At 31.1% G+C, this 23,951-nt stretch carries 21 protein-coding genes and 3 pseudogenes; 8 read left to right on the top strand and 16 right to left on the bottom strand.

All coding sequences use genetic code 11. The features are described 5' to 3' along the window. Positions 1-8: 8 nt before the first annotated feature. The 8 genes from AJ930_RS00270 to nspC form a co-directional block, all read right to left on the bottom strand. Complete coding sequence (locus AJ930_RS00270) at positions 9-746, bottom strand: winged helix-turn-helix domain-containing protein (RefSeq protein WP_002862159.1); 738 nt, start codon at positions 744-746, stop codon at positions 9-11. After that, entirely contained in the window at positions 739-1,521 is a 783-nt protein-coding gene (gene fdhD, locus AJ930_RS00265; protein ID WP_070233864.1) for a formate dehydrogenase accessory sulfurtransferase FdhD, read from the bottom strand. Before fdhD ends, AJ930_RS00270 begins: the two co-directional genes overlap by 8 nt. 166 nt (positions 1,522-1,687) lie before the next feature. Then, positions 1,688-2,620 (bottom strand): formate dehydrogenase subunit gamma, encoded by a 933-nt coding sequence (locus tag AJ930_RS00260; RefSeq protein WP_002867229.1) that lies wholly within the window; start codon positions 2,618-2,620, stop codon positions 1,688-1,690. Then, entirely contained in the window at positions 2,617-3,258 is a 642-nt protein-coding gene (fdh3B, locus tag AJ930_RS00255; RefSeq protein WP_002851264.1) for a formate dehydrogenase FDH3 subunit beta, read from the bottom strand. The genes AJ930_RS00260 and fdh3B overlap by 4 nt, the downstream gene beginning before the upstream one ends. Next, positions 3,255-6,059 carry a formate dehydrogenase subunit alpha gene (locus tag AJ930_RS00250; RefSeq protein ID WP_261659454.1) on the bottom strand — a complete coding sequence of 935 codons (2,805 nt, stop codon included), beginning with the start codon at positions 6,057-6,059 and terminating at the stop codon, positions 3,255-3,257. Before AJ930_RS00250 ends, fdh3B begins: the two co-directional genes overlap by 4 nt. Then, positions 6,059-6,250 carry a twin-arginine translocation signal domain-containing protein gene (locus AJ930_RS00240; RefSeq protein ID WP_002851537.1) on the bottom strand — a complete coding sequence of 64 codons (192 nt, stop codon included), beginning with the start codon at positions 6,248-6,250 and terminating at the stop codon, positions 6,059-6,061. Before AJ930_RS00240 ends, AJ930_RS00250 begins: the two co-directional genes overlap by 1 nt. Beyond that, positions 6,225-6,938 (bottom strand): TorD/DmsD family molecular chaperone, encoded by a 714-nt coding sequence (locus tag AJ930_RS00235; protein WP_083263138.1) that lies wholly within the window; start codon positions 6,936-6,938, stop codon positions 6,225-6,227. Before AJ930_RS00235 ends, AJ930_RS00240 begins: the two co-directional genes overlap by 26 nt. A 303-nt stretch (positions 6,939-7,241) precedes the next feature. Beyond that, positions 7,242-8,390, bottom strand: coding sequence for a carboxynorspermidine decarboxylase (gene nspC, locus AJ930_RS00230; RefSeq protein ID WP_070274654.1), 1,149 nt, complete (start codon positions 8,388-8,390; stop codon positions 7,242-7,244). Between the two features lie 123 nt (positions 8,391-8,513). Between nspC and cueO the strand changes: the two genes are divergently transcribed. From cueO to AJ930_RS00210, 4 genes are read left to right on the top strand one after another with little or no spacing between them, the layout of a single operon-like run. Next, positions 8,514-10,055 (top strand): multicopper oxidase CueO, encoded by a 1,542-nt coding sequence (gene cueO / locus AJ930_RS00225; protein WP_070274653.1) that lies wholly within the window; start codon positions 8,514-8,516, stop codon positions 10,053-10,055. 1 nt (position 10,056) lies between these two features. Further along, positions 10,057-10,278 carry a MoaD/ThiS family protein gene (locus AJ930_RS00220; RefSeq protein ID WP_002932392.1) on the top strand — a complete coding sequence of 74 codons (222 nt, stop codon included), beginning with the start codon at positions 10,057-10,059 and terminating at the stop codon, positions 10,276-10,278. Beyond that, entirely contained in the window at positions 10,279-10,725 is a 447-nt protein-coding gene (locus tag AJ930_RS00215) for a molybdopterin synthase catalytic subunit (protein ID WP_002855371.1), read from the top strand. Between the two features lie 3 nt (positions 10,726-10,728). Continuing rightward, positions 10,729-11,919, top strand: a complete 1,191-nt coding sequence (locus AJ930_RS00210; RefSeq protein WP_002819000.1) for a molybdopterin molybdotransferase MoeA — start codon at positions 10,729-10,731, stop codon at positions 11,917-11,919. A 296-nt stretch (positions 11,920-12,215) separates the two neighbouring features. Here the strand turns inward: AJ930_RS00210 and AJ930_RS10150 are convergent, their stop codons facing one another. The 3 genes and pseudogenes from AJ930_RS10150 to cas9 form a co-directional block, all read right to left on the bottom strand. Then, positions 12,216-12,362, bottom strand: a complete 147-nt coding sequence (locus AJ930_RS10150) for a hypothetical protein (RefSeq protein WP_173405586.1) — start codon at positions 12,360-12,362, stop codon at positions 12,216-12,218. 23 nt (positions 12,363-12,385) lie between these two features. Beyond that, a pseudogene (locus tag AJ930_RS09900) lies at positions 12,386-12,660 on the bottom strand (type II CRISPR-associated endonuclease Cas1); the annotation flags it as partial. Then, a pseudogene (gene cas9 / locus AJ930_RS00200) lies at positions 12,657-15,564 on the bottom strand (type II CRISPR RNA-guided endonuclease Cas9). The pseudogenes cas9 and AJ930_RS09900, both read right to left, overlap by 4 nt. A 200-nt stretch (positions 15,565-15,764) precedes the next feature. Here cas9 and dcuC point away from each other — a divergent pair. Continuing rightward, positions 15,765-17,086, top strand: a pseudogene (gene dcuC / locus AJ930_RS00185) (C4-dicarboxylate transporter DcuC). A gap of 20 nt (positions 17,087-17,106) precedes the next feature. Here the strand turns inward: dcuC and purM are convergent. Then, positions 17,107-18,096 (bottom strand): phosphoribosylformylglycinamidine cyclo-ligase, encoded by a 990-nt coding sequence (gene purM / locus AJ930_RS00180; RefSeq protein WP_070233880.1) that lies wholly within the window; start codon positions 18,094-18,096, stop codon positions 17,107-17,109. A 60-nt stretch (positions 18,097-18,156) separates the two neighbouring features. Here purM and coaE point away from each other — a divergent pair, with 60 nt between their 5' ends. The 3 genes from coaE to AJ930_RS00165 are packed head-to-tail and all read left to right on the top strand — an operon-like array spanning position 18,157 to position 20,214. Continuing rightward, a complete protein-coding gene (coaE, locus tag AJ930_RS00175; RefSeq protein ID WP_002826882.1) occupies positions 18,157-18,762 on the top strand; it encodes a dephospho-CoA kinase in 606 nt (201 codons plus the stop codon). Continuing rightward, entirely contained in the window at positions 18,759-19,508 is a 750-nt protein-coding gene (gene dapF / locus AJ930_RS00170; RefSeq protein WP_070274652.1) for a diaminopimelate epimerase, read from the top strand. Before coaE ends, dapF begins: the two co-directional genes overlap by 4 nt. Next, positions 19,483-20,214, top strand: a complete 732-nt coding sequence (locus AJ930_RS00165) for a glucosaminidase domain-containing protein (protein ID WP_070240639.1) — start codon at positions 19,483-19,485, stop codon at positions 20,212-20,214. The genes dapF and AJ930_RS00165 overlap by 26 nt, the downstream gene beginning before the upstream one ends. Here AJ930_RS00165 and AJ930_RS00160 read toward each other — a convergent pair. From AJ930_RS00160 to galU, 4 genes are all read right to left on the bottom strand, one after another. After that, the gene (locus AJ930_RS00160; RefSeq protein ID WP_070240640.1) at positions 20,211-21,248 is read right to left on the bottom strand and encodes a DUF4143 domain-containing protein; all 1,038 of its coding nucleotides are present in this window, start codon (positions 21,246-21,248) and stop codon (positions 20,211-20,213) included. The two genes, AJ930_RS00165 and AJ930_RS00160, sit on opposite strands and share 4 nt — an antisense overlap. A gap of 65 nt (positions 21,249-21,313) precedes the next feature. Continuing rightward, complete coding sequence (locus AJ930_RS00155; RefSeq protein ID WP_002851546.1) at positions 21,314-21,763, bottom strand: Dps family protein; 450 nt, start codon at positions 21,761-21,763, stop codon at positions 21,314-21,316. A 127-nt stretch (positions 21,764-21,890) separates the two neighbouring features. Beyond that, complete coding sequence (locus AJ930_RS00150; RefSeq protein ID WP_070240641.1) at positions 21,891-23,111, bottom strand: glucose-6-phosphate isomerase; 1,221 nt, start codon at positions 23,109-23,111, stop codon at positions 21,891-21,893. Continuing rightward, the gene (galU, locus tag AJ930_RS00145; RefSeq protein WP_070240642.1) at positions 23,105-23,929 is read right to left on the bottom strand and encodes a UTP--glucose-1-phosphate uridylyltransferase GalU; all 825 of its coding nucleotides are present in this window, start codon (positions 23,927-23,929) and stop codon (positions 23,105-23,107) included. Before galU ends, AJ930_RS00150 begins: the two co-directional genes overlap by 7 nt. Between the last annotated feature and the right edge of the window lie 22 nt (positions 23,930-23,951).

Below are 23,951 nucleotides of genomic sequence, written 5' to 3'. Positions count from 1 at the left end.
TAGAAGATTTATTTTTTTCCTTTTAAGAACAATTCTTTAAAGCGTTTATTAGCGTATTCTTCTATGTCCTTTTGTAAAATAGAGTAATTTTCCATTAATTCCAAAGCTCTAGGAGTAAGTTTTGTTCCTGATTCTTTAGAGCGTCCTTGTCGTGTGCTAACTAAAATTTCTTGAGAATTTTTTTGTAAGGTTTGTAAATGCATCCAAGCTTTTTTATAATTAATCCCCATAAGTTTAGAAGCATGCAATAAACTACCTGTTTGTCCGATAAGCTCTAAAAGTTCTGTTTTTCCTCGTCCAAAAAGCAAATCTCCATCCGCATTTTCAATCCAAGTTTTTGTTCTTACTATAAATTGCTTACCTTTTTTTTCTTTAAAACAACCAAGTTGACAATACTTTACATCAACCTTATAAGCTTTTAAAGCTGAACGCATACTTTTAAGTCCACAACCTTCTTTAGCAATATCTCTTGCATCTTTACAAAAAATTCTACGCTTTTCATCTAAACTAGGTTCTATTTTTTTAAGCACTTCAATCTTTGCTTTTTCAAAATCTAAATGTCCAAATTGCCCCAACTCGCAATTATCAATTCTCATGTGATTTTCATCGGCTAATTGTCCGATTTTTTCTATATTTATATTAAATTTCTTTGCAATTTTAAAAGCCGTACCACAATCTAATTTTTCATTACTATTTAACAATTCTCTCATGTATGAGATGATTTCTTTTTCTTGATTTTTATCCATGAATTCTAAATTCTCCACTATAAATATTGATCTTATTTTCTCTAGCAAAACCACAAAGCGTTAAATCAAATTTTCTTGCTATCATAACCCCTAAACAAGTAGGAGCCGTGCGTGAAACAAGCACTGGAATTTTATGCATAACTGCTTTAGCTACCATTTCAGAACTTAGCCTTCCACTAACCATTAAAAAACATTGACTTAAATCAACCCCAGCTAAACGTACTTTTCCTAAAGCTTTATCTATGGTATTATGTTGAGCTATATCTTCACCTATAAAAAAAGTTTTCTCATCTACAAAAAGCTTAGCCGTATGCACACAGCCTGTTTTCTCATAAAGCTCACATTGAGTATAAAAAGTGCTCATTTGTTTTAAAATTTCATCTTTGCTAAATTTTACATCAGAACTAATTTTACTCGCTTCAATAGCTTCTAAATCGATATTTGCAGTATGTGCTCTACCACAACCACTTATAACTACGCCTTCAGCATTAAGCTTTACTAAATTTTCTTTATCAATCTTTGCTTTGATATGCACACTCATACCATCATCTTTTGTTTCTATGTTCTCAATATCGCTTACTTTTGCAATGATATTTTCGCTCATTAAATACCCTATTGCTAATGCCTGTTCATCTACAGGAGTTGCCATTAAAGCACCTACTTTTTCATCATTAATAAAAATTTCAAGCTTAATTTCACGTACTAAAGTATCATCGCATGTAAAAGATTCATCACCTTTATATTTTAAAATCTGAGTTGTAAATAATGGATCCATACCTTATCCTTTAAATATCTTTAAATAATATTATATCAAAAAAACATAAATAACAAATTTATATATGGAAAAATAGATTTTAGATTCAACTTATAAAATAAAATTCGTTCTATTTATTTCAAAAAAGCTTAAAACTACCGCTATGCAATAACATAGCGGTTAAAGATTAAATTTTTACATTAGGATCATAAGAAAAACTAGGTTCAATTTGCTTTTTATTGCTTAATTCTTTATACCAATAAGAATGTAAAATATAAACCTCTTCTTCTTCTTTATAACCACTAATCATAGAATGGATGCTACCTTTGATTGCAAATACTGCCATATAAATATGCACACCAAAAAATACTGCACACACTATACCCAAGAAATTATGCACTATAGCTGAAATTCTTAAAAGTTCAATTTGAGTTAAACCAAAAAGACCTTGAATTGCCGTGGAATTAAAATCAAGAAAATACATAAATCCACCTGTAATTATCATCAAAAATCCACCAAAAACAGCAATATAATACCAAGATTTTTGACCAAAATTAAACTTACCTGCAGGTACAGGACGTTTTACTTTGCTTAAATAACCACCTACTATCATCATCCATCTGATATCATAACTTGCAGGAAGCATTCTTTTAATCCACCATAAAAACATAGGGATTATAGAGATGATAAATAAAACCGTTGCAAAAGCATGTAAATTTTTACAAACCCTTACAAAAAGTCCGCCTCCAAAAGTCGCCCCAAACATCATCACAAAACCAGTTGGCACTAAAATCACCCAAGAAATTGCCGCGATAAAATGAAAAAGTCTTTCAAATAATGTAAAAGCATAAATTTTCTTTCCATCGTGTGAAAATTGCTTAGGTCCTATAACCATATAATGCAAAGCAAATGCAGACAACACTGCAATAACAGCAATTAAAGCTATAGTAGCTATATATTCACCTTGCAAAGTTGTCCAAAGTTTGCCAAAAGTATCATAATTTGGAATATTTGTAATACGATGAAAATCCCAAATTTGAGTATCTTGTCCCATTCTCTCGCTACCATAAGCAAATAAACTTACCACGCTTAACAAAAGCGTTACAAATACTTTTCTCATAAGCGTTCCTTTCCTGTGTAAGCAATCTTCCACTCCAAACTTTCTGAAGGATTTGGAATGCCATAATTTCTATTCATAAGTCTATTATGATAAATCTCTTCTATTTTAGAACTTTCACCTACTAAAAGTGCTTTTGTCGAACACATCGCAGCACATACAGGAACTTTTCCTTCTGCGATACGATTTTGACCATAAAGTTCTCTTTCTTTTTCTGAATTCGTTGCTTCAGGGCCACCTGCACACATAGTACATTTATCCATAATGCCTTTATTTCCAAAAACACTATCTTTTGGAAATTGTGGTGCACCAAAAGGACAAGCATAAAGACAATATCCACAACCTATGCAAATTTCTTTATCGTGCAAAACAATACCATCAGCACGGATGTAAAAACAATCCACAGGACAAACGATAGAACAAGGAGCATCATCACAATGCATACAAGAAATAGAAGTTGAAACTTCTTTTCCTTGAATTCCTTCATTTAAAGTAATCACACGGCGGCGGCGAATATGAATAGGAAGCTCATGTGCTTCATCACAAGCTACCGCACAACCATTACAATCAATACAACGCTCATTATCACAAAAGAATTTCAAGCGTTCTTTTTCTAAATTTGCAAAATTTACCTTACTCATTTTCCATCCTTACTGATTCTACAAAGCCCACCTTTAGTCTCTGGAATCTGACACATGATATCATAACCATAATTTGTTACCGTATTAGCACTTTCTCCGCTTGCATAAGGCTTAGTTCCTTCTGGGAAATTGTGCGTTAAATCCACGCCTTGCATAACTCCTGTAAAATGGAAAGGCAAGAAAATCATATCTTTTGCTACACCTGGATTAACCTTCACTCTTACATGAATTTTAGTACCTTCTGGAGAATGCACCCAAATCATATCTCCTGCTTTAATGTCTTGCTCTTTTGCTAATTCAGGATTGATCTCACAAAACATTTCAGGTGTTAAACGCGTTAGATACATAGATGCTCTATTTTCCATACCTGCACCATTTAAATTCACAAGTCTTGCGGTAACAAGATTAAGCGGGAATTCTTTAGAATAATCCTTAGCTTGTTGCACAGACACAAATTTAGTATCCACGCGGTAAAGTGCTTTTTGATCTTCAAAACTTGGATATTTTTGCACCAAATCGTTTCTTGGAGAATGTAAAGGCTCACGGTGGAGTGGAATTTTATCTTTAAAAGTCCAAACTACAGCTCTAGCTTTAGCATTTCCATAAGGAACTATGCCTTTTTCTATACATTTAGTTGCTATGATATTGCTATCATCATAAGACCAAGTTGATCCCATTTTTTCTTTTTCTTGGGCACTTAAAGTAATGCCTAAAACTTTTTCTATATTATCTTTAGTAATTTGTGGATAACCTGTATCAATAGGTGAATTTAAAGGTGCATTTTTAGCAAGTAAACTCTCTCCTTCATACTCGAGTCCAAAATTATTTCTAAAGCCCATACCACCTTTTGCTACTTCAATGTCGGTATTATAAAGTACAGGAGAACCTGGGTGCTTATCACTCCAACAAGGCCAAGGAAGCCCGTAATACTCGCCAGCAACTTCGTCTTTTCCTTCTAAAGTTACCTCATCAAATTTATCCCAGTATAAAGTATGCTTTTTAAGCCTTTCAGGACTCCAACCATTAAGTCCTATACTTCTAACTGCTTTTGCAATTTCTCTTGTTGCATTTTCAGGCCAAACAATCTCACCTTTTTCATCGCGTAAAGTCTTAGTAAAGTCTTCATAAAAGCCTAATTTTTTAGCAAGCTCAAATAAAATTTCTTGATCTTCCATGCTTTCATAAAGTGGATCTACAACTTTAAATCTCCATTGTCCGCTACGATTTGTAGCTGTTACACTTCCGCTTGTTTCAAACTGTGTTGCTGCAGGTAAAAGATAAATTCCATCTTTTCTTTCTGCGATAATCCCTGCTTCATTTACAAAAGGATCGGCTAAAACTAAAAGCTCTAAAGCTTCCAAACCTTCTTTAACCTTAGCTTGTTGTGCAGTCGAAGTGATACCATTTCCCATAACTACTAAAGCTTTTAAAGGCGTTCCTGCGTTATCGATAGCATCATTTCCATCTTTTCCATTTAAAGCCGCTGCCCACCATCTAGCAAGTGAAAGTCCGGTTTTATGCATCCAATCTTTACTTACAAAATTTCCTAAAAGCCACTCATAATCCACACCCCAAATTTTGGCATAGTATCTCCAAGTCGCTTCATTTAAAGGATAATAACCTGGTAAATTTTCGCTCAAACAAGCCATATCTGAAGCACCTTGAACATTATCGTGTCCGCGTAAGATATTAACTCCACCACCAAATTTACCTATATTTCCAAGTACCATTTGCACAATAGGTGCTAAACGTGTATTTGAAGTTCCTACAGTGTGTTGAGTTAAACCCATAGCCCAAATAAGCGTAGTTGGTTTGTTTTTAGCTACTTCGTGAGTGATTTGCACCAAAAGTTCTTTAGAGATCCCTGTAACATTTTCCACCTCTTCAGCTGTCCATTTTGCTGCTTCTTCACGAATTTTATCAATTCCAAAAACTCTTTCATCAAGATATTTTGTATCTTCTAAGCCTTCATCAAAGATGATTTTTAACATTCCATACATGAAAGCAATGTCAGTTCCTGGACGAATTCTTGCGTAAATATCCGCTTTTGCCGCACTTTTTGTAAATCTAGGATCTACAACGATAAGCTTTGCACCTTTTTCTTTTGATTTTAAGAAATGTCTAAAACCCACAGGATGATTTACCGCTGGATTTGCCCCAATGATAATGATACATTTACTTCTTTGAATGTCTCCAAGATGGTTTGTCATAGCGCCATAACCAAATGTATTCGCCACACCGGCGACTGTTGCGCTGTGTCAAATTCTAGCTTGATGATCTACATTGTTCGTTCCAAAAAACGCTGCAAATTTTCTTATATAATAAGCTTGTTCATTATTAAGTTTTGCAGAACCTAAAAACATAACACTTTCAGGATTTTCTTTACGATAAGCAGCTAGTTTTTCTCCGATCTCACTTAAAGCTTGCTCATAACTTATGCGTTTCCATTCTCCATTTTCTTTTTTCATAGGATATTTTAAACGCACATGTGAACGCACCATATCGATCATATCAGATCCCTTGCAGCAATGTCCACCTGAACTCACAGGATGATCTTGAGCGATTTCTTGACGCACCCAAACACCATTTTGCACTTCTGCAATAATCCCACAGCCTACAGAACAGGCTGTACAAACTGTTTTTACTTTTTTACTACCTTCATAAGCTTCTTTAAGCTCATCAGCACTCGCTTCTCTTAAAGTTTCACTTCTAGCAAGCAACGGTGTTGCTAGGCTTGAAAGTGCTGCCATTTTAAGAAAAGAACGACGCGTAAGCTTGATATTTTCACCTACACTTGACATTACTCAGCCTTTATATAATAATTTTCCCAATTAGCACTTCTTTGAAAAAGCACTTCTTTTTTCTTACTTTTACCTTTAACCAAATCTTTTCTTTCTTCATCTTTAGCTAGAGCTAAAGTTGTGCTACCAAGCACTCCAGCAGCCCCTAAGGCAAAAGCGGATTTTTTAAGAAATTCCCTGCGATTTTTCACGAGTCCTCCTTTGTTTATTTGCTTCTCTTCTTAAAAATTCTGAACGCGATAGATCGTTTTGCACTTTTTTAGAATTTATTTTTGCAGGTTTTTCCACTTCAAAGCAAAGTCTTTCAAATTCCATAAAAGCCATCGCAATACTTGCAATTTCCTTATATAAATTCGCATTTTTATTCATGAAAACATCGCCTAAAAACTCATCAATGCTTTTATTGATCACTTTTTCAAAAAGCTCTTTGGCTAAATCATCTCCATTCTGCCTTAAAAATTCACTCATCAACAATAAACAAAATCCAACACTATCTTCACTTTCTTTAAAGAAATTTTCATTGCGTCTTATTTTGCTTTTGACTAAAATTTGACGCACGCAAAGTAAAGGATTTGAATTTTCAAAACCTTCTTCTATGTAAGAAAAAGTCGTTGGAATGCTGTTTTTAAGACTTAAAAAAAGCAAATCGTATTCTTTAAAAAATGCTTGTATAGAATTTTCATCATCTAAATGCTTAAGCAAGATATCAAAATTTGATTTTAAATTTTCATCAAATAAACATTCTTGCATTGTCTTTAAATACTCTTGTAATTTTGACAATCTTTCTTCAGAAAATGAAAAAACAAAAAGCTCTCCTAGACATTGATAATAAAGACTTCTAGCTAATCTTAATTTTTCCAAATCCATTAAAGCCCCCATGCATTCAAAATTTTCAAAAATAGCTTTAAATTTTGCTTGAATGAATATTATGCAAAATATACCTAATATTCATTTTAAAGCCGATTTTTAAATCGATTTATCTTAATACTATTTGATTTAAAAATCACTGAATTTCAATAAAATTCCACAAGGATTTAAAATATTAAAAAATCATACCAAAGTATTGAAAATTAGATATTTGAGTTGATTTTATATTTGAAAAAATAAAATACTTTGCATAAAATTTACATCTTTGATTCTCTTCCAAATAAAATTAACATTTTATGCAAATTATAAATAATACTAATTTCTTAAAGAATAATCCTTATAAGAAAATTCTCTTATCATTTGAAGTTCATTTTTTGCATTTAAAAGCATGAGATTTGGAAGTCTTATACCATTAAAAGTTGTGTTTTTCACAATGGTGTAATGAATTTGATCTAAAAAAACAATTTTATCGCCGATTTTAAGCTTTTTATCAAAGGCGTATTCTCCCATTACATCACCCGCTAAACAAGTATTTCCAGTAAGCAAATAGGAAAATTCGCTTTCTTTTAAGTCTGAAATTTTTTCATTTTCTCTTGTGGCTAAAATTCTAGCATTTAAAACTTCACTTGTATAAGGCATGATGATAGTATCTGGCATATGTGCTTCGCTTGAAGTATCTAAAATAGCAATTTGTTTTTCATTTTCTATGATATCTACTACACTAGCCACCAAATTTCCTGTTTGCCAACCCACCGCTTCGCCTGGTTCAAGATAAACTTGCACGCCATATTTATCACTGAAATTTTTACACAAAGCAATAAGTTTTTCAACATCATAGCCTTTTTTAGTGATGTGATGTCCTCCTCCAAAATTCACCCATTTCATTTGCCCTATCCATTTGCCAAATTTCTCTTCAAAAACCTTTAAAACAGCTTCTAAAGCATCAGCACTTTCTTCGCAAAGTGCGTGAAAATGAAGTCCTTCTATGGTACTTAAATCCACATTTTCAAAATCTTTAGCACGAATTCCAAGTCTTGAGTATCTTCCACAAGGATTGTAAAGTTCTTTTGGAGCTAGAGAAAATTCAATATTACAACGAAGGCCTAAGGAATTTTTTTGTGTTTTGCTTTGAAATTTATGAAATTGAGCTAAAGAGTTAAACACTATATGATGAGATAAACTGGCTATTTCATCGATTTCATCTTCTTTAAAAGCAGGAGAATAAGTATGAATTTCTTTATCCATGTATTCTTTAGCAAATTTTGCTTCCCAAAGTCCGCTACAAGTACAACCTTTTAGGTATTCTCCAACAATTTTCATCGCTCCTGAAAAAGCAAAACCTTTTAAAGCTAAAAGCACTTTAGCACCACTTTTTTCGCCAACACTTGCTAAAAGCTCACAATTTTTTCTTAATTTATCTTCTTCTAAAATATAAGCTGGAGTTTGAATTTTTTCATAAAACATTATTTTTCCTTGATTAAATTGCTAAAATCATAACAAAATTAAACCAAATTTTCAAAATAAATATTTACTAAAGTTAAAAAAATAATGACTATAATACAAAAAATCAAGCAAAAGGAAAAACTAATGAATAGAAGAAATTTTTTAAAATTTAACGCACTTACTCTAGCAAGTATGAGTGTAGCCTATGCAAATCCTATGCACGATATGCACTCCATGCATAAAAATCATTCTACAAATCATGATTTAGATACTTCTTTTATAAATTTTGCTCCAAAAAATTTAAAACTTTTAGATCCAAAACAATTTCCCCAAGGAGAACTTTTAAAAGCCTTGCCTTTGCTCAAAAATGAAAGTAAAGAAAAAAATATTTTTCGTGCTACTCTAGAAATCAAAGAAAATCATATAGAGCTTATCAAAGGTAAAAAAACCTTATTTTATACTTATAATGGCCTCGTGCCTGCTCCAAAAATAGAAGTTTTTGAAGGAGATAAACTTGAAATTTTAGTCAAAAACAAACTCAAAGAAGCTACAACTATACATTGGCATGGCGTTCCTGTGCCACCTGATCAAGATGGAAACCCACATGATCCTATCTTAGCAGGAGAAGAAAGAACATATCATTTTGAAATTCCTCAAGATAGTGCAGGAACTTACTGGTATCATCCACATCCTCATTATACCGCTTCTAAACAAGTTTTTATGGGTTTAGCGGGGGCTTTTGTAATCAAAGCAAAAAAAGATGCTTTAAGTCATTTAAAAGAAAAAGATTTGATGATTAGCGATTTGCGTCTTGATGAAAACGCTCAAATTCCAAACAATAACCTAAATGATTGGCTAAATGGTAGAGAAGGAGAATTTGTACTCATCAATGGACAATTTAAACCTAAAATCAAACTCGCCACAAACGAACGCATACGCATTTATAATGCTACTGCAGCAAGATATTTAAATTTACGCATACAAGGAGCTAAGTTTATACTTGTTGGTACTGATGGTGGACTTATAGAAAAAGCTATTTATAAAGAAGAACTTTTCTTAAGTCCTGCTTCTCGCATAGAAGTTTTAATCGACGCTCCAAAAGATGGGAATTTTAAGCTAGAAAGTGCTTATTATGATAGGGATAAAATGATGGTAAAAGAAGAACCTAATACCCTATTTCTAGCCAATATTAACCTAAAAAAAGAAAATGTAGAACTTCCAAAAAATTTAAAAATTTTCAAACCTTCAGAAGAACCTAAGGAATTTAAAGAAATAATCATGAGTGAAGATCATATGCAAATGCATGGTATGATGGGAAAAAGTGAAAGCGAATTAAAAATCGCTCTTGCGTCTATGTTTTTAATCAATGGCAAAAGCTATGATTTAAAACGCATTGATTTAAGCTCCAAGCTTGGAGTAGTTGAAGACTGGATAGTGATAAACAAATCTCACATGGATCATCCTTTCCATATACATGGCACGCAATTTGAACTCATCTCATCAAAACTCAATGGAAAAGTTCAAAAAGCTGAATTTAGAGCCTTAAGAGATACTATAAATGTGCGTCCTAATGAAGAGTTAAGACTTAGAATGAAACAAGATTTTAAAGGACTTAGAATGTATCATTGCCATATTTTAGAACATGAAGATTTAGGAATGATGGGAAATTTAGAAGTAAAGGAATAAAATGGTAAAAGTGGAATTTTTAGGCCCCATAAATAAAGACAATTTAGAGTTTGAGGTAAAAAATTTAAAAGAATTAAAAGAAATTTTGCAAAAAGATGAGAGTTTAAAAGAATGGCTAGAACTTTGTGCCGTATCTTTAAACGATGAAATCATTTTTGATGAAAACACTAAGTTAAAAGATGGTGATAAAATAGCACTTTTACCGCCAGTTTGTGGGGGTTAAATGGAACATTTTACACTTTATCAAGGTTCTTTAGATATTCCTAAAATTTATAGCCAATGGTATGAATTTGCCAAGGATAAAAACTGCGGTGCTTTGCTGACTTTTTGTGGTATTGTGCGTGAAGAAGGAGGCATTGAGGCACTTAGTTTTGATATTTATGAACCGCTTTTAAAAAAATGGTTTGATGAGTGGCAAAAAAGAGTAGATTTTGATGGTATTAGCTTGCTTTTTGCTCACTCTATAGGCGATGTGGCGGTTCATGAAAGCTCTTATTTTGCAGGAATTTTAAGCAAACAAAGAAAATTAGGACTTAAACTCCTTAATGAATTTGTTGAAGATTTTAAAGCAAGCGCACCTATTTGGAAGTATGATGTGATAAACAAAGAAAGAATTTATGCTAAAGAAAGATCAACCAAACTTTGCGGTGCAGGACTTTTAAAAGGATAAAAAATGCTAATGTCTTATGAAGAAAGTTTAAAAATTTTACACTCTCATATTAAAACTTATGAAAAGATTGAAAAAATAGCTCTTACAGAGTGTTTAGGACGCATTTTAGCTCAAGACATAAAAGCCCTTAAAAATCAACCTGAATTTCCAACTTCGGCTATGGATGGTTATGCGATCAAATTTGAAGATCAAGATAAGCCTTTAAAAATTTTAGGCCTCACACCTGCGGGCACTATGCCACAATTTAGCGTGCAAAATGGCACTTGTGTAAAAACCTTTACAGGCTCACTCATGAGCGAAGGAAGCGATACTTTAGTCCCTGTTGAAAATGTACGCGTAGAAAATGATACTCTTTTTATAGAAAAAAAAGTTCCTCAAGCTTTTGCCGTGCGTGCGGTAGGAGAAAACTATAAAAAAGATGAAATTTTACTCAAAAAAGGCACAAGGTTAAATTATAGCGAGATAGCTCTTTTGGCTGAACTTGGATTTTTTCACATTAGTGTGTTTATAAAGCCTATTGTAGGGGTTTTAAGTAGTGGAAGTGAGATAAAAGATCTAGGAGAAGCCTTGGAAAATCCTGCTCAAATCCGCTCTTCAAATCATATCGCCATAGCTAATTTAGCTAAAAATTTAAATTGCGATACAAGGGTTTTTCCTCTTTTAAAAGATGATGAAAAAGCCACTTTTTCTACCCTTGAAAGTGCTTTGCAAAGTTGTGATATTTTAGTTACAACGGGCGGGGTTTCTATGGGGGATTTTGACTTTTTAAAAAAAGCCATCAAAGAATACGAAATCATCATCGATAAAGCCGACATAAAACCAGGTAGACATATCAAAATAGCCAAGGCTAATGAAAAATTCATTATCGCCTTACCAGGTTTTCCTTACTCGGCTATGGTAATGTTTAATCTTTACGCAAGAGAGATTTTAAACTCTTGGTTACTTCAGCCTAAAGACTATATTTGCAAAGCCTTCTTACAAGGAAGCTACAAGAAAAAAACACCTTATTTGGAATTTGTCGCTTGTAACATAAAGTTTGAAAATGGACGCATTTTAGCTAATCTTGAAGGTAAAAAAGAAGGCTCTAGTGCGATTATAAACAATCTTAACAATAAAGCTGCCCTTATGGTGGTGCCAAAAGAATGTGAAATGTTAGAAAATGAAAGTTTAGTGGATATTATCTTTATGCCTTAAAATTATTTAAATAATTTTATTTCGATTTTAATCAACCATAAATTTCAATAAATTTCAAATTTGCAACCTCCTTTTAGTGGAGTAATTAGCCCTAGCGGAGTTTCAATCCACTAGGGTTTTTTAGTCCCTTTTTAAATTTCTTTATGGTAAAATAGATATTTACCAGATAATGAAAATTTCAGGGTTTTTTAATAAAAATAGCAAAAATTATGCTATAATCTCATAAGAAATTTAAAAAGGGACTAAAATAAAGAGTTTGCGGGACTCTGCGGGGTTACAATCCTCTAAAACCGCTTTTAAAATTCAAATAAATTTTGCTGGTGATATTTTTCTTGTTTTTTGTTTAGTTGTATTTCTTCATTATTTGAATTTTTGTATTTAAATTCTCCATGACTATCTATATCAAAAAGCGTTAAATTAGTTTCGTTATTAACTTTTGCCACCAAGCAAAAATTCCATTTTATCAAATTGCTCTAATAATACAAGCCCTAATGATTGCATGGCCATAATTTAAAGCAGAATTTTCAAAACAAAGCTCATCTCTTGAAAAAGAAGCACCAAATAAAGTTTTAAAATACAACGCCGCCGTAACAGCTTCAATATTTTACTATCATTTAAGCTTGCTTTTTTAGCCAAATTTATAAGCTCATTCATTTGCTCTTTTGTGATTTTTGCACTTTGAAAATGCCCTAAAAAAGGAGTAAAAACACCATTTATACTATGAGTTTCATCGTAACTCATTTTTTAGAATCTTCTCTTTGTCTAAACTCAGCCTTTGTCACTTCTCCAAGCACTGAAACTATATATTTTTCAAATACTTTTAGATTTTAAATTCTTATACTTTTTGCAATGACTTCTTTTTCATTTGCATTTTTAAACAATATTTTTTCATTTTTGCTTAGCGTTTCAAATTTATTATCGTGTTTTGAAACAGTTAGGCTAGCATTTGAGTTATCTAGCCTTTCATAATAAACAAATTCTGGCTCTTGCATATCTTTAGTTTGAATTAAAATCAAACTATCTTTGTATAAAGAAAAGCAAAACTCATAATTTTCATCCATTAAAATCCAGTCTTTTATCTCACCTTTTTTACTTCGTGCTACAGCTTTATTTGGTAATACTTTTAAAGCAAAATCATAATATAAATTGGCACAGCATAAAATTTATTTGTCTTTTTGTGTTTAAAAATATCCACTCTAAACATATCGCCATTTTTAACTATTTTACCATTTACTTTGCGGATTTTACCAAGCTCTAGGGCTTTTAAAACTCCTTCTTTTCCGCCGTATGATTGATAGAATTCTTATTCTTTTCTAAATGTTTCTTCATGTAAAGCTCCACTTGGCTTTTTTCTCTCAGGTTTTGAGACAAAAATTTCATCAATTTTATCTAAAAGCTTTTGCCTAAAACCACTAAAAGGCTCAAAAAACTTCCTTTTGTTTTTATAATCTAATTCACTAATTTTTTTTGCATAAAGCTCTGCAGTGTTGCTTTCTTGCTCTTTTTTAAAATCTGAAAAATCCTTTACGATAGAATTATTTACATAAGCAATAATTGCTGCATCGATGGCGTGATGAAGATGATTGTTTCTATTCTTAGTGCTAAAGCCCCAAGTGTGCCTTAAAGCGGATGTTAGCATACCGCTTTTTGCTTCTACATATACTTTTGAGACTTTTTGTGTATCGTTTAATTTTGTATTTTCATCATCGCTTAAAGGTAAAAAATCTAAATAATCTTTAGTATAGTTTAAAACAAGCCTTGCGATGTAGCGAGTATCGTTTAGATTTATATCTTTAAAGTCTTTTTGCTCTTTGTCTTTGTAATTTTTATCTAAAATTCTTTTTTGCTTTTTAATAGATAGGTTTTTTGCTAAAACTTCAATTTTCTGCCATTTTGCACTATCATTGCCAAAGGCTTTAAAGGGGGTTTTATTAAGTTTTTCTTGATTTTGCTTGGTAAAAACTAAAACTTTATTCATGTAAGAATCATCAAAACTTCTAGAATAAGGGTAAATATGGTCAATTTTAAGCATTTTTTTATCTTGCAAATCACTAATTTTAATCTTTTCCCCACTATAAACACAAAATTCTTTTTGTTCTTTAAATAATCTTAATTTTAAAATATTTTTACTATTTTTTTAAGCCTAGTTTTTCACATTCAAGTTCAGCGTCTTTTTTGGCCTTGTAGTTTTCGTTTTGCTCTTTTTCTATTTTAGCTCTTTAGTTGTGATTTTTATCTACTTCTCTTGCTAATTCAATGTTTATTTTATGCACTTTACCATATTTTTTAAGCAAGGCATTTAAGACCTTTCTATATTCTTTAATCGCCCTTAAAACCACAGGATTAGTTACTTCATCTTTGTAATAAGTTTCATTAAATGCGGTCAAAAAGTCTTTTTTATCTTCATTAAATGCTATTTTTAAATTAAGCTCACTGCAAGCTTCATCGTATTTTTTAAAGGAGTGATAAGTTTTAAGGCTTTAAAACTTATATTTAAATGGTTTTTAAATTCCAATTTGCTTAAGCTATCAATTTGATTTTGATTTAAATCATATTTTGCTAAAGCCTTTTTAAGCTTAATCTCATCTTTTATAAGGGTAATATCTTTGCTATTTCATTTAAATCATCTTGGCTTAAACTATGTTCACCTAGGACTTTTATAAATTCTTTGTATTTTTTAAACTCAATAAAATAAGTTCCTTTTTCTCCTTTAAATTCATAATCATCGCTTAAAGCTAAAAGCTTTTTTTGTTTGTTTATAAGTTAGAGTGCCATTTTTTAAAACTTCATTTAAAAGCGTGTTTAAATCATCTTTTGTATATAAAATTCCTTCAGTATTTTTAAGATTATTTAAAAGATTGATAATTCTTGTAAGTACTACAAACATAAAGGCTAAGGGCGAATTTTTTGGCACTCATTTTTCACCAGTAAAAAACTACAATTTTCCACCAAATGAGAAAAATCCTTTAAAGCCCTTTTATAAAATACTACACTAAGCACCTCTTCTTCAAATTTTTTTGAAAAAGAAAGACCAAATTCTCTTTGCTTTTGAAAAATAAGCTTTAATTCATCTTTTAAAAAACTTTGCACTATACAGCGTTCATAACTTTCTTTTTTATTTCTAACATTTATAAATTCTTTGGAATTTTCTTTGAATTTTTGAAAATACTCTTTATAAAGATACTCGCCTACACTTTGATAACTTACTAATTTTTCTTCATTTTGCTTGATAGCTTTTAAAATCTCGCCTTTTTCTTCATCACCATTATTTTTAATATCATCATAGCCACGCCTTTTTGCAATATGTAAAATCACTCTTGCAAAATCTTACTTACTTAAAAGCTCGTTTAAAGCTCTAAATCTTAACTCATAAGGGCTAATTAAAGGCCTTTATAAGCCTTAGCTAAACTTTCATCAAAACTTTGATAATCTTCGTAATTTAACTTAAATTCATTTGCGATTAAATGTTTTAAGTGATTTAGCCTTGCTTTGCGTCTAGCAAGGAGTCTAAGGCTAAGGATTCCTGTTTTAGGATTTTTCAGCCTTTGCAAAAATCCTAACCCCACATTCTTTTGACTCATCATTTTCGCTAAATTCCCAGCCAATAGAGCTTATTCCTATATCAAATGCCAAAATTCTTGCCACACTAGATCCTTTTTGATATTTATGATTTGTTTATAATTATAATATAAAAATCATTTTTTATACAAACATAAACTTTTCAGTAACCAAACTATATATATTATTAATTTTATAATGCAAAAATAAGTAAAATTTTAAATGAAAAATATTTATTAGTTAAATTTTAGCTAAAATAAAAGTTAATAATAACTTTAGGAGAAATCATGACAATTTTTATGATATGCTCTACACTTTTAGCGGTAATTGTCGTTGCTTATTATATACTCAAAAAAATACAATCCCATTTTTGTATTTTTTCTTTCAGGTATTATCTTGCTTATTTTTGCTTTTTACATCACAGGAACACCTATACCAAAAAACCCCAAGCAGAGAACATACAAGCTTTTTGAATATTTTACTTGATAGCTATGCTTTTATCACAGCAACTTTTAAAAGCCAGTTTTCTGGAGTAGGACTTATTATCATGAGTGTGGCAGGTTTTGCTGCTTATATGAAACATATCAATGCTTCGGCAAAACTTGCTTTTTTAACAAATAAACCCTTAGGAAAATCAAAAATAAATACTTGATTTTAAGTGGAACTTTTGTTGTTGTAATGGCTTAAAAATCGTCATTTCTAGCTATGCTGGATTGCTTTTGCTTTTGTTAGCATCTATTTATCTTTTTTTAATCTCACTTAAAATCCGTCCTATTACAGCTGTATGTGTGCTTTCTTTAATTGTACTTGATTATGGTCCAAAAGATGGAAATTCAATCAATATGGAAAATATAGTAAGACAAAGTGATAATGTCATAGGGCTTTTTTAAATTACCAAAAATGCCCTACTTTTTACATGCTTCTTTCCTTGGTTACCTGTTGTATTTTTATTTACAGCGTATTTTTTTTACTATCAAGCTCAATGTTGTGACAGCAAATTTTGTAAGCATTTCTTTAGTTTTTCTTGTTGAATTTGCAAGACACAGAAATGCTAGAAAATTAGGCGAAGATATGATGGTGATTTTAAAAGCTATGGCTGAAATTTTTTCTCAGTCGTAAGCATAATCATCGCCGCTGAAGTATTTGCCGAAGACATTAAAGCACTTGGTGGAGTTAATATCCTTGCTAACGCGGTTTCAAATCTTGGAACAGGAAATTTTGCATAGTTTGGAATTCTTTTGAGTATAGCTATTTTAAGCTTTTTAGTTTATTTTGCCACAGTGATTATGGGAAGTGGAATTGCTGCTTTTAATGCTTTTAGAAAACCAGCTTCTAATATAGCTACGAAATTAGGCGTTGCACCTATTACTCTAGTTTTACCTATAGAAATTGCATCTTGTTTAGGTCGTGCAACTTCACCAATAGCAGGCGGAACATAGCTTTAGCTGGATTTGCAAAAGTAGCTCCAATGGATATTATAAAACGAACCACTCCTCTTTTACTTATCGCTATGCTTGCAAATGTACTTGTAGCCTTTTATCTAGCACAAACCGATCCTTTGTCAAAAGAACAAAACACTACAAAAATAGAACTTAAAATACAAAAATAAAGCATATTGACGCTTTATTTTCATTCTAAAACAATACCTTCATTAATGCAAATTTCGCCGATAATAAAGGCATCTGAATTTTCCAAAACCTTACTTACATTAGAAGGATCTACAACCATTACTAAACCTACTCCCATGTTAAAGCTTCTATACATTTCGCTTTCTTCTACAGCCTGTCCTATAGTATAAAAAATTCCAGGAGTTTTAAGATGATGTTTGCGTATAGTTGCACCCATACCACGAGGTAAAACGCGTGGTAAATTTTCTACTAAACCACCCCCTGTAATATGAGCTAGAGCACTAATATAAGGCTTTAGTGTAAGAAAATCACGCACATAAATCCTTGTAGGTTCTAATAAAATATCAATTAAATTTTTGCCCTCTATCTTGTCATCAAATTTTAATTTTAAACTTTCAAAAAGTACTTTTCTAGCTAAAGAATAACCATTTGAATGAAGTCCTGAACTAGGAAGTGCCAATAAAATATCACCATTTTTAACAAATTTACTTCTATCGATCTCATCTTCTTCAGCCATACCCACAGCAAAACCCGCAAGATCAAAATCATCTTTTGCATACATTCCAGGCATTTCAGCAGTTTCTCCGCCAATTAATGCACAATTTGCCATCTTACATCCCTTGGCAATGCCTGATACAACAGCCTTTGCTACTTCTACTTCAAGCTTGGCTGTAGCATAATAATCTAGGAAAAACAAAGGCGTAGCAAAATTACAAATCAAATCATTCACACACATTGCTACTAAATCTTGCCCTATAGTATCATATTTTTTAGCATCAATTGCCAAGCGAAGCTTGGTACCAACCCCATCTGTTGCACCTAAAATCACAGGCTTTTTAAAACCACTTGGCATTCTAAAAGCACCAGCAAAAGAACCAATTCCACCTACAACATTATCATTAAAAGTTTCTTTAACCAAAGGTTTTATAGCCTCTACAAAGGCATTTCCATTATCTATACTTACGCCCGCATCTTCATATGAAATTTTCATTTATTTTCCTTTAAGAACTAAAAAGGTATTTTAACGAAAAAAGTTTTAATAAGGCATAAGATGAAAAATGCTTTTTTTGTAACCGCTTCAATTGCTTGTGGTAAAAGCACTTTTATAGAAATAGCGAATTCTTTAGGCTTTAAAAGCATTAGCGCAGACAAAATCGCTCATAAAATTTTAGATGAAAATGCTTTAGAACTTGAAAAGATTTTTTCTCCCTTTAGCTTAAAAAATTTGCTCACAAAAGAAAAGAAAATCGATAGAAAAATCCTTGGAGAAATTGTTTTTAACAATAAAGAAGCTAAAAAAATCTTAGAAAATTTCACTCATCCTAAAATTCGAGCTAAAATTTTAGAACAAATGCAAATTCTAGATAAGGAAAATAAAGCTTTTTTTGTAGAAATTCCTCTTTTTTTTGAAAGCGGTGCTTATGAAAATTTAGGCAAAGTCATTGTAATTTACACACCTAAAGAATTAAGCCTTAAAAGAATTATGCAAAGAGATAAGCTCAGCTTAGAAGCTGCAAAAGCAAGACTTGATTCTCAAATAGATATTGAAGAAAAACTTAAAAAAGCAGATTTTATCATTAAAAATACTAATTCTTATGCCGATTTTAGGCAAGAATGTGTTAAAGTAATACAAGAAATTTCTAAAGGAAAAATGTGAAATTTTATAAATATTGTGCAAGTGGGAATGATTTTGTCATAACAAATGCTGATAGAAAAGAAGATAGAAGTGCTTTAGCTAAAGAACTTTGTAATCGTTATGAGGGTATAGGTGCGGATGGCTTTATCGTGATATTACCTCATGAAAAATACGACTTTGAATGGGAATTTTATAATAACGATGGCTCAAGGGCTGCTATGTGTGGCAATGGCTCAAGGGCTGCGGCACATTTTGCACATCATATTAACAAAATAAATCGTAACATGAGTTTTTTAACCGGTGCAGGAGTAATAAAAGCAAAGGTAAATCAAGATAAAGTTGAAGTATCTTTAGGCAAAATAAAAAGCGTGCAAAATACTTTTGAAGAATTAGGAAAAACTTGGCAACTTTGCGACACTGGAGTTCCACATCTAGTACATTTTTGTCAAAATTTAGATGAATTTGATACAATGCTTTGTCAAAAAATGAGACAAAAATATAATGCCAATGTTAATTTTGTAAAAATTTTAGATGAAAATCATTTAAAAGTTCGCACCTATGAACGCGGAGTTGAAGATGAAACCTTAGCTTGTGGCACAGGAATGGGGGCTTGTTTTTATCTGGCATTTTTAAATAAAAAAGTACAAAATAAAGTTAAAATAACTCCTAAAAGTGGTGAAGAGGTAGGGTTTGCATATAAAAATGAAGAATTGTTTTTTGAAGGAAAGGTAAAGTATTGTTTTGAAGCCAATTATAATTTTTCTTAGTCTTTTTCTAATCCCACTTTTTGCTGATGATCTAAAGAGTGGATTTGGAGAAGAATATTACAAACTTGATATAGATCAAAAAAGACAAATTTTTTTTATAAAAATGAATGAAATGTTTGATCAAAGCTTTAAAAAAATTGAACAAGAAAGATCCTTTATCGAAGCCTTTTTTAAAGATGCTTACAAAACAGGCTTTAGGACTTCAAACCAAATAAATCTTGAAAAACTTATCACGATAAAAAACAAATATCGCATTGAAAATCTTTATGATTTTGCAGAATATAAAAAACGTATTCAAAAAATTCCAAAATCCATGGGTATAGCCCAAGCTTTAGTTGAAAGTGCTACAGGTACCAGTCGCTTCGCAAGAGAAGCAAACAATCTTTTTGGAGAATGGACTTGGGGTGAGAAAGGTTTAATTCCTGATTTAAGACATCCAGATAAAAAACACAAAATTAAAATTTTTGATAGTCTGCAAGATAGTGTTGACTCTTATGTTTTAAATTTAAATCGTCATTTTGCTTATGAAAAGTTTCGCGATGTAAGAGCTAAATTTGAAAGCGAAGACAAAGAGATAACAGGACTAGAGGCTATTAAAACTTTAGATTCTTATTCTGAACGCAAGGGATATTATATCAATCTTATTACAAAAATCATCAAACGATACAACCTTGAAAAATACGATACAAAATCAAACAACGCCTAAAATCCAAGTGAAAATTTATCAAAAGATATGACTTCAAATTTAACCCCTTGCTCAAAAAAACTATCCTCGCTTGAAAGAGTGATAAAAATCACATGAAAAATTCCAAGTTCTAAAGCCTTTGGTAAAATTTTCTTAGCACGTAGCTTGATCAAATCAATATCTAAAGTTGGACTTGAAATATAAGCAATTTTAGATATTTGGCTATAAAAGTTAAAGTATTTGTTATAAAAAAATTCTTCTTTAAATTTAAACAACTCGCTTAAAACTAAATTTTCAAATAAATGTGAAAAATCCTTTGAAATACAAAGATTATTTCTTAGGCCAAAATCTTTAAAATAAATCTTTTGAAGTTTTTTTTCATCATGTTTTAAAATATAGATCACATAAGTATTTTCTAATTTTTTTATAGCTTGATAAACACTATCTTTTGAAGTTTTTAATCTTTTTTTGAGTTCTATAAATATCTTAGAAATACTGATTTGCTGACCCAAATTTAAAGCTAAATACTTTAAAATTTCTAATTCTAAAAGAGTAAAGCTTTGTCTTAAAAGTATGTTTTTTTCTCCAAATTTACTCCGTCCACTTTGCAAAAAAAGACCTACTAAATTATTTATAGGTAAATTTTTCTTACTTACACTAATAAATTCTTCAAAATCAAAATAATCAAGTTCAAGTTCTTCAAACCCATTTATATTTAAATCTTTTATATTTGTACTTAAGATGATGGGAATTTTAATTTTTTCTAAATTAGGGATAAAATCCAAATTATAAAGGCAAAGAATTTTAATTTGTAAATTTTCATTCAAAAAATCAGCAAGTCTTTCTAAACTTTGTTTTTCAAAACGTGTATCATATAAATCTAAAAACAAAATTTCACTTGCTTTAAATTGAGATAAAAAATTAAAAATAAGTGTTTTTTTACCACAAAATCGTGGGCCTTTTATGATAATATTTGGTTTTGAAATTTGATTTTTTCTTTCATAACTTACCTCAAATTTAGGGTGATTTTCATAAAAAAAATTAAGCACTTTCAATTTTATCCTTTAAAAAAGGATATTATAACCTAGTTTGTATAATTTGGGGCATAAAGCCCCTTAAATTACATTTTGCAAGCACCCTGTAAAGTAGCACCTATCATCCAAAGACTTTTTTCATATTTTGCGATATTTTCTTGTGCAAAAGCAGCTGTTGTGGTATCACTTTCTTTTTCTGCTGCTTCATTGAGTTTTTTAAATTCTGCTAAAAGATATTCATAATCTTGTTTGATCAGTTCTATGACTTCAAGCGGAGTAAAGCAATCTTTTGCAACTTTTGGACTTTTTGCATTTTCCATTAAAACTTTTTGGCAAGTGATAGCTTTTTCGCCAAGTTGTAAAACTCTTTCAGCACAACTATCAAAAAGTTCTGCCATTTCTTCATAAGCTTTTTCTGTGTACTCGTGTATAGAAAAAAATTGCAAACCTTTTACATTCCAATGATAATTATGAAATTTAACCCATAGATGATGAGCATCTGCTTGCATTTGTAATAATTGTTTTGTAACTGACATGATTGACTCCTTTTTTTGGTTTTTAAAATTATAGCATAAAATTCTTAAATAATAATTATTATTAATTAAAAATTTTTATTATAATTTTAACTTAAAATCATTATACTCTTTTTTTAATGAATTTTGATTAAGAATTTAATATATTTTTTAAGATCAACTTTCCAACTTCCACACCAGGTTGATCATAAGTGTTAATCCCTAGCATAACACCGCAAGTTGAAGTAAAAAGTTCATAATAATACATCAAATATCCCGCATGCCAAGCGTCAAGTTTTTCAAGTTCTATCACATCAACACTCAAATTTTCAGCGATTAAAGCATGCATAGTTGCATCACATTGAGCGTTTAAAAGTTCGTGAAGATTGACTTTATTACTTAAAGAATCTAAAAATTTAAAATGAATATCAGGGATAATAGGTGCTTTTTGAGCGTCTTTGATTTTTAAAAAAGTTACAGTTTTATTTTTAGGTCCATCCATGATGAGTTGTAAAAAACTATGCTGATCTCTTGCACCAATGAGTGCAATAGGAGTTAAACCTATGCGTTTATAGCCTTGCTTTTTACCTAAACTTTCAGCAATAAGCTGGATATACCATTCGTTAAAGCCTTTAAAAGCATCACTATATGAAAAAAGCACATTGATATTGGCATTTTTGTGTGTGCAATAATGATAAGCCTTTTGTAAAATTTCATCTTTTTTGCGAGTAAAAAAATCTTCAAAACAAGCTTTAGCTCCTTCTAAAAGAGCTTTGGCATTATAGCCACAAAAACAAAGTGGAACTATACCCGCGGCTGAAAGTATGCTAAAACGACCTCCTACATTTGCAGGGATAAAAAAGCATTTAATACCTAAATTTTCACCTTCTTTATGAAGTTTTGAATCCTTATCAGTAATAAAAACAAAGTATTTTTTTAATTCTTGCATATCAAGTTTAAAATGTTCAATAAGAAGTTTAAAAAGTGATACGACTTCTATAGTGCTACCTGTTTTACTGATGATTAAAAACAAACTTTCTTCAAGCTTGATTTTTTCTAAAGTCTTATTAAAAGAATGTGAGCTTGTGTTATCGAGTATAAAAAGCTCTTTTTGGTTGCTTTTTTCATTAAAAAGCATATCGCGCAAGGCTTTTACACCACAACTTGAACCTCCCATTCCCACTAAAACGATATTTTTTACATATTCTTTATCTTGAATAAATTTCAAGCTCTCATCGATTAAATTCAAACTTGTGTCAATAAGATGATAATACCCTACATCTCCACTTTTTACCTCATCATTAATACGATTTGCATAAGAACTTATAGTGTGAATTTCACTTTGCTTAAAAAAAAGTGTATTGTTTAACATTTACTTTTCTCGTAAAAATAATTTGTCGCCTCTACAAAGCCTTCTACGCTTCCACAATCAAAGCGCTTCCCTTGAAATTTATAAGCTAAAACCATACCATTGGTTGCTTGAGTTAAAAGCGCGTCGGTAAGTTGAATTTCGCCATTTTTTCCTACTTTAGTATTTTCTAAAATTCCAAAAATATCAGGAGTTAAAATATATCTTCCTATGATAGCAAGACTACTTGGAGCTTCATCAGGACTTGGTTTTTCTATCATAGAATTAACCATAATAAGATTTTCTTCTACAAAATTTCCAGAAATTACTCCATAGTTTGAAACTTGTTCTTTTGGTACTTCCATCACAGCTATGATGGTGCAGCGATATTTTTCATAAATTTTTACCATTTGAGCCATAACATTTAAGCCTTCTTCATTAACACACAAATCATCGGCTAAAATTACGCCAAAAGCTTCATCGCCAACTAAAGGTTTACCTTTTAAAACCGCATCACCTAAGCCTTTCATTTGATTTTGTCTTGTAAAAGTAAAGGTGCAACGATTGATCAAAGAGCGAATTTCATCAAGTAAGTATTCTTTTTTTGTACCTGAAATTTGATGCTCAAGTTCATAAGAAATATCAAAATAATCCTCCAAAGCTCTTTTTCCACGCCCTGTGACAAAGCCCATATTTTCCATTCCTGCTTCCAAAGCTTCATCAACCCCATAATGGATCAAAGGCTTAGTTAAGATAGGTAACATCTCTTTAGGTAAAGTTTTTGTTGCAGGTAAAAATCTTGTCCCATAACCTGCCGCAGGGAAAATACAAGTTTGAAGCATAAAAATTTCCTTTTATTTTTTT

Origin of the sequence: Campylobacter sp. BCW_6871 (genome assembly GCF_001762325.1) — a bacterium.
Taxonomy (GTDB): Bacteria; Campylobacterota; Campylobacteria; order Campylobacterales; family Campylobacteraceae; genus Campylobacter_D; species Campylobacter_D jejuni.
This window is presented reverse-complemented; position numbering and strand designations above follow the sequence as displayed.